Annotated in this window: 13 protein-coding genes; all 13 read right to left on the bottom strand. The window is 48.4% G+C overall.

Going from position 1 to position 13719, the window contains the following annotated elements:
- Entirely contained in the window at positions 1 to 471 is a 471-nt protein-coding gene (locus KNO78_RS02160; protein WP_078146655.1) for a cell division protein SepF, read from the bottom strand.
- 23 nt (positions 472 to 494) lie between these two features.
- Complete coding sequence (locus KNO78_RS02155) at positions 495 to 1148, bottom strand: YggS family pyridoxal phosphate-dependent enzyme (protein WP_214691082.1); 654 nt, start codon at positions 1146 to 1148, stop codon at positions 495 to 497.
- Positions 1145 to 1906 carry a peptidoglycan editing factor PgeF gene (gene pgeF, locus KNO78_RS02150; protein ID WP_214691083.1) on the bottom strand — a complete coding sequence of 254 codons (762 nt, stop codon included), beginning with the start codon at positions 1904 to 1906 and terminating at the stop codon, positions 1145 to 1147. Before pgeF ends, KNO78_RS02155 begins: the two co-directional genes overlap by 4 nt.
- Positions 1907 to 1957: 51 nt before the next feature.
- Complete coding sequence (gene ftsZ / locus KNO78_RS02145) at positions 1958 to 3100, bottom strand: cell division protein FtsZ (RefSeq protein WP_015881313.1); 1143 nt, start codon at positions 3098 to 3100, stop codon at positions 1958 to 1960.
- A gap of 46 nt (positions 3101 to 3146) precedes the next feature.
- Positions 3147 to 4433 (bottom strand): cell division protein FtsA, encoded by a 1287-nt coding sequence (ftsA, locus tag KNO78_RS02140; RefSeq protein ID WP_214691084.1) that lies wholly within the window; start codon positions 4431 to 4433, stop codon positions 3147 to 3149.
- Positions 4434 to 4660: 227 nt separating this feature from the next.
- Entirely contained in the window at positions 4661 to 5431 is a 771-nt protein-coding gene (locus KNO78_RS02135; protein WP_159562055.1) for a cell division protein FtsQ/DivIB, read from the bottom strand.
- Positions 5432 to 5445: 14 nt separating this feature from the next.
- Positions 5446 to 6522 carry an undecaprenyldiphospho-muramoylpentapeptide beta-N-acetylglucosaminyltransferase gene (gene murG, locus KNO78_RS02130; RefSeq protein ID WP_214691085.1) on the bottom strand — a complete coding sequence of 359 codons (1077 nt, stop codon included), beginning with the start codon at positions 6520 to 6522 and terminating at the stop codon, positions 5446 to 5448.
- Positions 6519 to 7856, bottom strand: a complete 1338-nt coding sequence (gene murD, locus KNO78_RS02125; RefSeq protein WP_214691086.1) for a UDP-N-acetylmuramoyl-L-alanine--D-glutamate ligase — start codon at positions 7854 to 7856, stop codon at positions 6519 to 6521. The genes murG and murD overlap by 4 nt, the downstream gene beginning before the upstream one ends.
- Positions 7857 to 7869: 13 nt before the next feature.
- Entirely contained in the window at positions 7870 to 8829 is a 960-nt protein-coding gene (gene mraY, locus KNO78_RS02120) for a phospho-N-acetylmuramoyl-pentapeptide-transferase (RefSeq protein ID WP_074037332.1), read from the bottom strand.
- Between the two features lie 21 nt (positions 8830 to 8850).
- Complete coding sequence (locus KNO78_RS02115; RefSeq protein WP_214691087.1) at positions 8851 to 10155, bottom strand: UDP-N-acetylmuramoyl-tripeptide--D-alanyl-D-alanine ligase; 1305 nt, start codon at positions 10153 to 10155, stop codon at positions 8851 to 8853.
- Between the two features lie 57 nt (positions 10156 to 10212).
- On the bottom strand, positions 10213 to 12360 hold the full coding sequence (locus tag KNO78_RS02110; RefSeq protein WP_214691088.1) for a penicillin-binding protein: 2148 nt from the start codon (positions 12358 to 12360) through the stop codon (positions 10213 to 10215).
- Entirely contained in the window at positions 12360 to 12722 is a 363-nt protein-coding gene (ftsL, locus tag KNO78_RS02105; RefSeq protein WP_074037336.1) for a cell division protein FtsL, read from the bottom strand. Before ftsL ends, KNO78_RS02110 begins: the two co-directional genes overlap by 1 nt.
- A gap of 24 nt (positions 12723 to 12746) precedes the next feature.
- Positions 12747 to 13679, bottom strand: a complete 933-nt coding sequence (gene rsmH / locus KNO78_RS02100; protein WP_078146645.1) for a 16S rRNA (cytosine(1402)-N(4))-methyltransferase RsmH — start codon at positions 13677 to 13679, stop codon at positions 12747 to 12749.
- Between the last annotated feature and the right edge of the window lie 40 nt (positions 13680 to 13719).

Raw genomic sequence — 13719 nt, 5'->3', positions numbered from 1 at the left:
TTACCACCCTTTACTGTGAAGTTCATCCTCCGATATCAAGTTTGAGATTGAACCAGTCAATTCGACGTTGTTCGGAGTACACAGAATCGTGTTATGTCCAATCGAAGTCATCGATCCCTCAAGGGCGTATACGACACCTGAGAGGAAGTTGACGACTTGACGCGATTGCTCTTTTGACATGCGCTGAAGGTTGACGATGACAGCACGGTTTTCTTTCAAATGATCGCTAATGTCTTGCGCCTCAGCGAACACACGCGGCTCAGCCAATACGACTTTTGAACGGTCTTTCTTTTTCGTATTTAATGCCACGAGATTATTCGCTGATTTTGGACGATCATCCTGTCTGACGACAGATGTTTCGGTTGTAGAAGGAGCTGCTGCATTTGCCACAGTATACTCTTCTTCTTCATATGTGCTGTTCGGATCTTCTTCGAGTCCAAAGAAATCTTTCATTTTGTTTTTGATTGACATAACGGATTCCTCCTTAAGATATATTATTGCACAAGTACGGTACCAATACGAACAAACGATGCGCCTTCTTCAATCGCGATTGGATAATCGTTTGACATCCCCATCGACAGCTCCGTGCATGGTGCGTGTTCAAACGCATTTGCCTTCACTTCATCACGTAGATGACGGAGACGGCGGAACGTTTCACGAAGTGTTGACTCTTCTTCAGTGAATGGTGCCATCGTCATCAGCCCGATGATTCGAATATGAGGATACTGTTTACAGTTCTCGATGAAGGGCACGACTTCCTCTATTTCGAGACCATGTTTTGAATCTTCTCCTGACGTGTTCACTTGAACGAAACAATCGATTGTTCGGCTCGCGCGCTTGTCAATCTCCGATGCAAGAGACAAGCGGTCGAGCGAATGAATTGCCGCGACGTAATCAATGATTTGTCTCACTTTGCGTGTCTGTAACGTACCGATAAAATGAAATCTTGCATCCTTCGGCATCCCTTCAACCTTCTCGAGTAAAGAATCTGGACGGTTTTCTCCGAAATCACGAATCCCTTCTTCATAAAGGGCAATCGCCACATCGACACCGACCGATTTCGTGACTGCGATCAGTGTCGGTTCTACTTCTTGAACATGTGATGCCATGATGGATTGAACTTTTTTAACATTATCTGAAATACTCACGATTTCCGCTCCTTGACAATGACTGCCGCAAACCGACGTTTCCTCTCTCCATCTCGATAGGAGAAAAACGGGCTGTCCGCGCCAGTCGTTAAATTCGATTGCATGACCTCAGTGTCATGTTCTTTTGCCAATACTTCATTGACGGTTTGGAGGGACAAGAGCGCGTGCTCACCCGACTCGTTTCGCACTGACCGTTCATATGCAATCGGCGAAACATCCCGGACGGCCTGGAGAACACGACCATCGACCTCATAGTCACTTCCTGAGATGGAGGGACCGACGAGCATGTCTACATCGGTCGCCTCGATTCCTTGCTCAGCAAACGCCTGCATCATGGTCTTAACGATGTTTCCGACCGTTCCCTTCCACCCGGCATGAGCGATGCCGATGACCCCATGATCTTTCGCACAGAAGAAGAGCGGTACACAATCAGCAAAGACGAGGGCTAACGGTAACGCGTCTTCGGTTGTGAGAAGCCCATCTGTTTTCGGAATCGCCTCTTCATATCGGAATGCCCCCTTACCTTTGTCCGACGAATCGACGACTTGGATAGTCGTACCATGTACTTGATCCGCCCACACGGAGTCCTCTAACGAGAGCCCGGCTTGTTGAAAGAACTGTTGACGATTTTCGACGACTCGGTCAATTTCATCGCCCACATGTAATCCGACGTTTCCAGCATTATGTCCGTCCGTTCGTGTCGTCGCGTAAGCATGATAACGGTTTGTTTCGGTTTCCCAAGTATGTAGCAGTTGCATCGGTCTCTCCTTTTAGAAAAAGGGATGCCGAGTACCGGCACCCCTAGTTGTTTAGTTACGGCGTTGTCTCACAAACGCAGGGATGTTGATCGTCTCGTCTGGGACGTCTCCTCCATACACTGGGCGATGGAAGTTCCCTTCGTCTTGTTGAGCCGCTTCATTTGCTTTTGGTTGGGGTTCCTTGTTCTCAACCTCAGGCTGTTTTTTCGGCTGCTGAAGGAACGGGTTCGTTCCTTGTGCTTCTTCAGCGAATTCAGTTGCGATCACGGTAACGATGATTTCATCGTTCAAGTTTTCGTTGATGACCGAACCGAAGATCAAGTTCACTTCTTCATCAGCCGCACTTTGAACGATTTGAGCCGCCTCCGTCACTTCAAACAAGCTAAGGCTAAGTCCACCAGTGATGTTCATCAAGACACCTTTCGCTCCTTCGATTGAAGATTCGAGAAGTGGTGACGAAATTGCTTTCTTCGCTGCTTCAACGGCACGGTTTTCACCTGTCGCGACACCGACACCCATAAGGGCAGACCCTTTCTCCGTCATGATCGTTTTCACGTCCGCGAAGTCGAGGTTAATGAGACCAGGGATGGCGATCAAGTCTGTGATTCCCTGTACACCTTGACGAAGGACGTTATCCGCTTCACGGAACGCTTCGATCATCGGTGTGTTGCGTTCCACGATTTCAAGAAGCTTATCGTTCGGAATCACAATGAGGGTATCTACTTTTTCTTTGAACGCTTGAATACCGTGCTGTGCGTGTTGCATACGTTTCCGTCCTTCAAACATGAACGGTTTTGTCACGACACCGACCGTGAGTGCGCCGATTTCTTTTGAAATCTCGGCGATGACCGGAGCAGCACCTGTTCCCGTTCCGCCACCCATTCCAGCTGTGACGAATACCATATCTGCACCGTCAAGTGCTTCAATCAACTGTTCACGGCTTTCTTCAGCCGCCTTTTTACCGATATCCGGGTTCGCACCTGCACCGAGACCGCGTGTCAATTTTGCACCAAGTTGAAGCTTCACGTCGGCTTTCGACATGTTCAACGCTTGTGCATCCGTGTTGACTGCGATGAACTCGACTCCTTGTACCCCATGTTCAATCATGCGGTTAACGGCGTTTGACCCGCCGCCACCGACTCCAATTACTTTAATTTTTGCTACGGCGTCAATCGCCTCATCAAAGTACATCATTCAGGTATCCCCCTACGTATTTTCCAAGTTGTATTACATCGTCAGCTTAAACGCCAAATAATTTTTCCATCAAACGACTAAATCCTTTTTTCGACTCTTGATCGCTCTCGTATTCGTTCTCTCCTACATGAATATCGGTCGCTTCCGGCTTCGTGTGAAGTGTTTCCTGGCGAACTTCCGGTTTTTCAAGTTGAGATTTCGAAACGTGATGATCACTCATCAAGACATATTTCAATACACCGACGGCTGTCGCGTATTTTGGATGTCTGACACCAATCGACGACGGTTGATACAATCTCGTCTTTTGGCCCATAATGCGAGTCGCCAACTCCTGAATACCCGGTAGAGCAGCTGCCCCACCGCAAAGTAAGTATCCGCCATTCAGCATCGGAACACCTACTTTTTGAACCTTATTCAACATTAGGGTAAACATTTCCTCTATTCTCGCTTCTAAAACGTAGCTAATTTCTGACTGTGGTTCGAACGCCACTTCCCCATTGATGTTCGTGTAGGAGAAACCTTCTGTCTCATCAGCCATTTCTTCAAGAGCGAGACCATATTCTTCTTTCGCCACTTTGGCGTCTTGATATTTACAATTGAGTTTATAGACCAAGTCTCTTGTCATATGATCTCCACCGACCGGGAGGATATACGAGTAGACGAGATCTCCCCGATAAAATACGGAAACCGTCGTCTTTTCATGTCCGACATCGACGAGCCCGATTCCTAAATCGATTTCATCTACAGAAGCTGCACTCATGCCGAGCGCAAGGTTTCCTAGAATAAAACCTTCGAGTTGTAATCCAGCCCGTTCAATCGAACGACGAATACTATGTAAAATGGTCTTCGACCCGGTCACCATTTTCCCATGCATCTCAAGTCGATAGCCTAACATACCCCGTGGATCGACAACACCTGTTTGTTGATCAACCGTGAATGAAGATGGGATCACATCGATGACACTCATCTCGTCCGGTAATCGCATTACTTGTGCCGAGTTGATGACTTCCATCACGTCTGCGTCGGTAATTTCTTGATCTTCCCGCTTCACGGATGCAATTCCGTGACATGGGGCAATTTGGATATGCTCCCCTTCGATGGCAACGTATACAGATCGAATTTGATCACCTAGCGATGTCTCAGCATGCTCAACGGCCTGTTTGATCGCTTGGACTGTTTTATCGATGTCTACGACAGCGCCACGTTTTACACCCGCAGACGGTGCACACCCTTCTGCCAAAATATTAAGCGTTCCGCCGAGCAATTCACCGACGACGAGCTTAATCTCTGACGTTCCAATATCTAATGCGGCCACATAACCATTCGCTTCCAAAAGGGAAACACCTCCGCTCTATAATTTTCCTGTTCCAATTGCCTGACACGTATACAGATATCCAAAAAAATTGTTGGTTTCGACAAGATATCTCACGTCTAAGTTTACAACAAATAAGATAGTGAGAAAAGGTAGAATCCTACAATTTAAGCGGTTTCGCGTTATCAATTCGTTTACAAACGACAAAAAAACAGCCCTTATGTGTCTAAGGACTGTAATATAACTGATTATTCATTCGTTTTCTCGTATGGAACAAAGTAAAACCCACCATCCATGACGACGGTCCCACGCTCACCTTTCGGGATGTTTTCATAAATTTCTCCGTACTTCGATACGGTCTCACTTAACTTCAATGTAGGTGTGAGTAACGTATTGCCGTCGTTCATAAAAATCTCGTATCGCGTCGGCTCATCTTTTCGTTTTGATAAAATCACTTCTGACATACGAGCCCGAGTCGCATCATCCACCCGTTCGAGTTCACTTGCAATCTTTTCAAGTTCTGCTTCCGTGTTGAACTCTCGCAAGAGCGGTCCGTCCTTTAGCTTTTGCGGATCGGTGATGGCTCCGGTCGGATGGAGTGAACCGTCGGCTAACACGACGACATCTCCTTTTTCGGCTTTCGCATAAGCAATCATTTTCTCTTCTGTCACAGAGATATGAACCTTGTTATACCAAGAACGATCGATCTCTACCCGTTTGATACCAGGCAACTTTTCCATCTGTTCACTCATCTTGTTTGGGGAAAGACTGACAAACTTCGTCGATGAATCGAGCTCCATATCCTGAAACACGTACGTTTCTTCTAACCAGTATAGACCCGATACCTTCACTTCTTTCACGTTCGACATGGAAGTCTGCATGTAGACCACGAGTAAGATGAGAATTCCAAACAGTGAGAGTACAGAGAACATCCGACGGTTCGCTTTTTTACGCCGTTGTTTTTTCATGTATGGAATACGGTCTTCGAGACTGCGTACCGTTTGTTGGCTTGGTTCCATCGGGTTCTACTCCTTTATTGAATGACTTCTTCTACCAGGTCGGCCAATGCATCTGACGCGTTCGGGAAACCGAGCGCACGCGATGCGTTCGCCATCTCTTCACGCTGTTCGAGTGCTTGACGAATCGTCTCTACGAGCGAAACACCCGTCAACGCTTCTTCTTTCACAAGGAGGGCCGCCCCGTTCTCGACGAGGGCCGAAGCATTTTTCGTTTGATGGTCAGCTGTCACGTACGGACTTGGGACCAAAATGCTCGGTAAGCCAAGTGCGGTCAATTCTGAAATCGTTGAAGCGCCAGCTCGTGAGATGACGAGTGACGTACAAGCGAGTAGAGATGGCATATCGTACACGTACGGATGAATGTGTACATTGTCAGAGGATGGTGCCTGTTTCGACACCGCATCGAAATGCACTTTCCCTGTGACGTAAAGGACGTTGATCGGCAATTCTGAGAGCGCTGGGATTGCTTCCACGACCGCTCGGTTGATGGCCTCGGCTCCGCGGCTTCCACCATAAACCAAGACAATCGGACGGTCATCTAAACGATACTGTTCGCGGATAGACGCCTCATCGACTTCCGTCTGCAATACTTCGCTACCACGCGGGTTTCCAATCAAGCGAACGTTCGCGCCCGGAAAATGGACATCCGATCCTTTGAACGAGAGGGCGACCCGATCGGCTTTCTTCGATAAGAATTTGTTTGTTAATCCCGGGATACTGTTTTGTTCATGCAGAATCGTGGGGATCCCAAGCTGTTGTGCCGTATAAACGACAGGACCGGATACGAAACCACCCGTGCCAATCACGACGTCCGGTTTAAACGCTGCCATGTCTTTCTTCAATGCCCGAACGGCTTTCAAAAACCAGTAGGCGGTCTTCAGATTCTCGAGTGAAAGCGAACGCTTCAGACCTGCGATTTGAATCGACTTGAACGGGACACCGGCTCGCGGTACGAGATCGGCTTCTAATCCATTCTCCGTTCCAATGTATTGTACCTGTAAATCCGGGTGACGTTTTTGTAGCGTTTCAATCAATGCGAGTGCCGGATAAATATGACCACCGGTACCACCACCAGAAATCATGATTTTCATCGGTTCGCCTCCTCATATGAACGGACGAGTTGAACGAACTGCTCGCCTCGTTCTTCAAACGTTTTAAATTGATCCCAGCTAGCACAGGCGGGTGAGAGTAAGATGACGTCTCCCGTCTCGGATTTCTCAAACGCGAGCGGAACGGCGTCTGCCAACGTCTCGACCGTGAAAGAAGGAATCTGTTGAGACTCGCCGAGCTCTTTAAATCGTTCAGCCGTCTCACCATACGCGACGACAGTTTTTACTTTTGAGAGAGCAGAGGCGAGCGAAGATAAGTCCGCACCGCGTTCGAGACCACCACAAAGCCAAACGATTGGGGCATCAAACCCCCGTAACGCCGCTTCCGCTGCTACGTTGTTCGTCGCTTTCGAATCATTGTAAACAGCACGTCCAAGCACATCACCGAGACTCTCGGTCCGATGCGCGACGCCACCGAAGTTTCGTAACACACGTTCGATATGCGTACGTGGAATAGCAAATGGTTCCACTAAGAGTAGTGCAGCCAATACATTTTCCACGTTGTGCGCCCCACCTAGTGCCAACTCATTTACTTGCATGATTTTTTCACCACGAACTGTGACCCATCCATCGACGACAGAAGCGTCACCTCGGTCAAAGCTGAACGTAGTTGGTTCAATCTCTACCGGGACGCGTTTCATCACTTCCGGATCCGTCACTTTCACGACGATTTGGTCTGCATTCGTCATTTGACGGAACAGGTTTCCTTTTGCATCCGCATACGCATCAAAATCCCCATGATAGTCCAGATGAGCTTCCGATAGATTGAGTAGTGCCGCCGAGCGGGGATGGAATGACTCAATCCCCATCAATTGAAAACTCGACAATTCAATCACAATCAAATCGCCCATCTTCGCCTGAGATGCCACTTCAATCGCCGGGAATCCGATGTTTCCCGCAAGATGCACCGGACGTTCCCCACCTTTGAGCAATTCATAGACGAGTGTCGTGGTCGTCGTTTTCCCATTTGAGCCGGTGATGGCAACAAATTCCGCCTCCGTTGCCAAATAAGCAAGTTCCACTTCGGTATAGATTGGGATGTTTCGAGACATCGCTTCTTGAAGCAATGGAATCTGATACGGGATGCCTGGATTTTTGACAATCAACTCTGTCTCATTCAACAGAGCGAGGGGATGTTCGTTAAATACCGATTGAATCCCAAGCGCCTGAATTTTTTCCTGTTCGTCTTCCGGAGGGATATTCCCCGTATTGATCGTCACATCTGCTCCTACATGATGCAGATATGTCGCCGCTGCAATGCCGCTCTTCGCAGCACCGAGGACAAGAACTTTTTTACCGTGCCATTGCTTTTCCATCTGTCTCACCCTTTTACATGAGTAGTAATGATAAACCTGCTGTAATTAAACTGATGCCTCCGAACGTGAGTACGATGCGCCATTCTGACCACCCGACCATTTCGAAGTGGTGATGGATCGGACTCATCTTGAAGAGTCGTTTCCCCGTCGTTTTAAACGAGATGACTTGCAAGATGACGCTCAATGTCTCAATGACGAAAATGATTCCGACAAAGACGAGAAGCAATTCGAGCTTCAACATCAAAGCGAGTCCAGCGACGGCTCCGCCTAGTGCGAGCGAACCGGTGTCACCCATGAAGATTTTAGCCGGATACTTATTGAAGACTAGGAACCCGATCAAGGCACCGACGACCGCAAACGCGAACCAAGCAATCCCAAGTTCATCTTGTGTAAGGGCGTAAATCCCAAAGAATGTGAACGTCGGGATGGCCGAGAAGGAGACGAGTCCGTCTAATCCATCTGTCAAGTTGACGGCGTTTGAGAATCCGACGAGCCAGAAGATGACGATGGCGATATAGAACCATCCTGTATCGAACGAAATCGACGTGAATGGAATCGAGATCGATGTATCGAGGTCTCCCCCGAGTGACAAGAACCATGCAAACAATACCGATACCACGATTTGACCAATCAACTTCTGAAGGGACGTCAATCCGAGGTTTCGTTTGTTGACGACTTTGATGTAGTCATCTAAGAAACCGATGACACCGAATGCCATCGTAACGAATAGAAGAGACCCGAATCCAGCGACCGCTTCGCCAAAAATGACGGATACGATGAATCCGACAAGGATGGCGAGCAGGATGACGATCCCACCCATCGTCGGTGTACCTGACTTCTTCTGGTGCCAACCTGGACCTTCGTCACGAATCTCTTGTCCGAACTTTAATTGACGCAATGCTGGGATGGCTCGCGGCATCACGATCAAGACACTTAATAATGAACTGATTAATACGATTAAACTAATTAACATGTTGCTACCTCACTACTTTATTTATTGAACAAGACGCTCAAGCGCCAGTCCTCGAGATGCCTTTAACAATACCACAGTATCCGGTCGTTGATAATGATGAAGGAGCGCCTTCGCTTCCTCAACCGTCGGGACCATTTTAACGTTCACTCGTGAATCTTGAATCCCATCCGCGATCCATTTTGCCTTGTCTCCGACGAGAATACAATCGGTCACGGGAGATATCACCGCGCCACCGACTTGTTCGTGTTGCAGTTGTTCATCCATTCCTAACTCGTACATATCTCCAAGGACGAGCACACGCTTCGAGAATCCTTCAAGCGACTTGACCGTCTCAATCGCTGCAATCATCGACGTCGGACTTGCGTTGTAGGCATCGTTAATGAGGTGAGCTTCGCCGAACATCTGTTTTTCCATCCGCATCGATGTCAACTTGATTCGGTCTAGGCCACGTTGAATCATCGCATGATCGAGACCGAACGCAAGTCCACACGCGATTGCATAGGCTGCGTTTCGAATCTGATGGGCACCGAGCACCTTTAGTTCATACAAGTCACCGTTGTATTTAAAGATCGATGCGTCAAATGTCGTTTCGATCACTTCAATTTTCCCATCCGCCGTTTCATCGTATCCGACGCGATAGCCTTGACCGGAAAGAAGTGGCTCATCCGCATCGACGATCAAGCGACCGTCTGCTTTGAGACCGGCCTTGATCTCAAGTTTCGCCTTGGCGATACCTGTCCGTCCGCCGACTTGTTCACCGTGGGACTCCCCGATATTCGTCACAAACGCCACATCAGGCTTGGCGAGTTTTGACAGCGTCTCGATTTGACCGAATCCGTTCATTCCCATCTCTAGGACGGCTACTTCCGTATCCCGTGGCATTCTGAGAACGGTAAGTGGCAAGCCGACGTCCGAGTTGAAGTTACCGGCCGTCTTATGCGTCTTGAACTTCTCCTCGAGCACGACAGCGACCATGTCTTTTGTCGACGTCTTCCCATTCGAGCCTGTAATGGCGACGACGAGCGGATTGATTTCTTCTAAATATCGCGCCGCTGCCGTTTGCAATGCCTCAATCGTCGATTTCACAGGGATGACAACCAGGTTGTCTGGTTGAGGACGACCTTCTTCCCAGAACGTGACAATCGCACCCTTTTCAACGGCCGCCTCGATGTAATCATGACCGTCGACTCGCGCCCCAACGATTGGGACGAAGAGACCCGCCTCGTTTGCATCTCTTGAATCTGTGGCGACCCGTTCGACGAGACGTTCGTCATTTAGATCCATGCCAAACCATGATGCCAATTTTTGAACTGTCAGTTGTTCCATACAAACTTCCTCCTCTTACATAGGAAAAGAGAGCCGCAGCCCTCTTCATCTCGTGCGTTAATTCGACGGGGTCTCCAATTTCACTTTCAAGGAGGCACCTGTTTTGACCGGTTTCCCTTTGCCAATCGATTGCGATGTGACAAATCCGGTACCGTCGATTTCTAAATTTAATTGATATAGGGTCGCTAAACGTTTTACGTCACGCAACGACCAACCTTTTAATGTAGGCATCGTAAACGACTCGCTCGTTTTTAGCAACAATCGTTCACCGACGACATAAGATTGTCCTTTCACAGGACTCTGCGCAATCACTTCGTCTCCATCACCTAACACGATCGGATTGAAGGAATTCTCCGTCGATGCGTTCACTGCCTCTTCACGGTTTTGACCGATATACGAAGACGTTGTCTTCGTCGAGGCTTCGACTGCTTTTTCTTGTTTTTCAGGCTCGACACTCCGGTAACGTAATGCGACATCCATCACGTCTTTGAAAAGTGGCGCCATGATTCGTGGCCCGGTCGTAGACGAGTCACTGTTCGGTCTGTCCACCGCGATATACATGACAAGTTCCGGATCGTCTTCCGGAGCCATCCCGACGAACGAGTGAATATACTGTCCACTCAAATATTTTCCGTTCTCGGCGATTTGAGCGGTACCGGTCTTTCCGACGACGCGATAGTTGTCTAACGCATACAGTTGCCCTGTTCCCACATCGCTATTGACGACACCGTCGAGCGCTTCACGTGTCTTTTTGGCTGTCTCCGCCGTGATCGGTTGACCGACTTCTTTCGGATTGGTCGTCCGAATGGTTTCGCCGGTCTCGCTGTTGACGATTTTCTTGATGAGGTGCGGTTGCTTCATCGTCCCATCCGTTGCGATGGCCGATGTCGCTTGCAAAATTTGCATCGGTGTCACCGCTGTCGATTGTCCCCATGCCGTAATCAAGACGTTCATCGGACTTTCGAAATCGAATTGACTATTGACCTCTCCAGGCAAATCGATTCCTGTCCGCTGATCAAACTTGAAAGCTTTAAAGTAATCTTCATATCGACTGAGACCAAGTCGTTCGTTCGCTAAAATCGAGAATGCGACGTTCGACGAATGCCAGACGCCTTCTACCATAGGAATGGTACCCCATCCCGTAATGTTGTAATCATTGAAGACCGTCTTGCCATATTTGTATGAACCGGATTCATACAGCTCATTCGGATTGTACACGCCTTCGTTGATGGCTGCCGCGAGCGTAAAGATCTTCATCGTCGATCCAGGTTCGAATCGAGACGAAACAGAGAAGTTACTGTACGAAGAAATCTCGCGTGTGTTCGGATCAAACGATGGTCGGTCCGATAGTGCGATGATCTCTCCCGTTTTCGGGTCCATGATGATGGCCGTCGCATGTTTCGGCTCATACTCCTCATACAACTCATTCATCTTCGTTTCGAGCAACTGTTGGATTCTGTGGTCGATTGTCAATTGGACGTCCGCCCCGTCTTCCGGTTCAATCTTCAACTGCTCGTCACTCGATATGAGTTCACGACCTGCCAAATCTTTCTCAAATCGATACAGACCGTACGATTCACTTAAAATATCATTCAGAGACTTTTCAATCCCTAATTCACCGACGAGTTCGATACGACCGTTCTGGTCAATTTTCTGGGCATATCCGATTACCGAGGAAGCAAATACTTTGTTCGGGTAATAGCGCTTCGGTTCCTCGACAAACGTGATGCCGTTTAGGTCGAATGCTTCGATCTCTTCTTTTTGTTCTACGGTCAAGTCACGACCGGGAACACCGAACTCGATCTGTCCAAGGTCGGCATTTTGTTCAAGCCGTTTCAATAAATCGGCTTCTGTCATAGGCAGCACGGTCGACAATTGCTTCGCCGCTTCGGCGAACTCATCAGGCATAAGCGTCTTCCCTTTGACCCGCTCACCACCGAGTTTCAAAACGGCAACGAGCCGGTATGATGGAATGTTGATGGCAATCGGTTGACCGAAGCGATCATACACCTCGCCCCGTTCCGCTTCTAACGTACTGACAGCTTTCCACCGTTGCTCTTCCGCGAATGCGAGCATGTTCTCCCCTTTGTACGTATGGGTGACGGATAAATAAAGGAACCATCCGACAAAAAATAAAAAGAGCGGGGTGAAGCAGACAATCGCTACCCACGCCACTCTTTTTTTACTCTGTTTTAAAGAATTCATCAATCAATCACCTTGACATTCTTTTCATTGAATTTCATTCCGAGCTTCTCGGCAATCGCATAAATTCTTTCGGGCGAGCTTAATTGGGCGATTTCATACTTTAGTTCTTCGTTTTCTTTTGCAACCCCGTCGACCTGCTGATTGACGGTTGCTGTATCACGCATAATATTATACGCTTCATTGTGCTTCGACACCGTGATGCCACCGAACATGACCACTGAACCAATCATCACTGGATACAGGATCGATTCAAACAAGGTCAACGTGCGTCGTTTTGGAGCAGGTATTGGTCGTTCTTGCGGAATCGGATTTCGATTCGGTGTTACTTGAGGCTGCAACGCCTTACGGGCAGCTTCTGGCATCAGGTATCCCTCCTACACTCTCGGTTATTTTTGTTTTTCGGCCACTCTCAACTTAGCAGAGCGTGAACGACGGTTATCTTCAAGTTCTCCCTCACTCGCCACGATCGGCTTACGCGTGATGAGTTTGAGTTCCGGTTCAAATTCTTTCGGAATGACCGGCAACCCCGGTGGTAATGGTGGATGCTGGCTTCGCTCTTTGAACACTTGTTTACAAATGCGGTCTTCTAACGAATGGAACGTGATGACACAGATGCGTCCATTCAATGCAAGTAAATCAATCGCATCTTGAACGGCGCGGTCGAATACGTTCAACTCGTCATTGACGGCGATTCGAATCGCTTGGAACGTCCGCTTCGCCGGGTGTCCGCCTTTTCGTCTAGCTGGTGCAGGAATCGCTTCTTTAATCAAGTCGACAAGCTCGAATGTCGTCTCAATCGGTTTATCGGCACGGGCTTGCTCAATCTTTCGTGCGATTTGCTTTGAAAACTTTTCCTCCCCGTATGTAAAGAAAATACGAGCAAGTTCTCCGAACGACCATTCGTTCACAACATGATAGGCTGAAAAGTCTCGTGACCGGTCCATTCTCATATCGAGCGGTGCGTCATAGTTGTAACTGAACCCGCGCTCCGCCTCATCTAGCTGTGGCGAAGAAACGCCTAGGTCGAATAGTACACCGTCCACTTTTGTCACACCACGTTGGGCGAGTTCTTCCTTCAAGTGAACGAAATTGCTCTTTATAAACGTCACACGGCCTTCATAAGGAGCCAATCGCTCTTTCGCATGTGCGAGCGCGACGTCATCTTGGTCGAACGCATATAGTTGACCCGTCGTTAGACGCTTTGCGATTTCTTCACTATGACCCGCTCCACCTAACGTACAATCGACATATACCCCATCTGGTTTGATGTTCAATCCCTCAATGGACTCCATTTTTAAAACCGTTTCATGCTCAAACATTCAAAAAACCCTCTCAACCTACATATTTCAACTGTTTTAT

The sequence above is a fragment of the Exiguobacterium sp. s132 genome, assembly GCF_018617235.1.
Classification (GTDB): Bacteria; Bacillota; Bacilli; order Exiguobacteriales; family Exiguobacteriaceae; genus Exiguobacterium; species Exiguobacterium profundum.
Note: the sequence above shows the minus strand (reverse complement) of the source record. Positions and strands in the feature narration are given on the sequence as shown.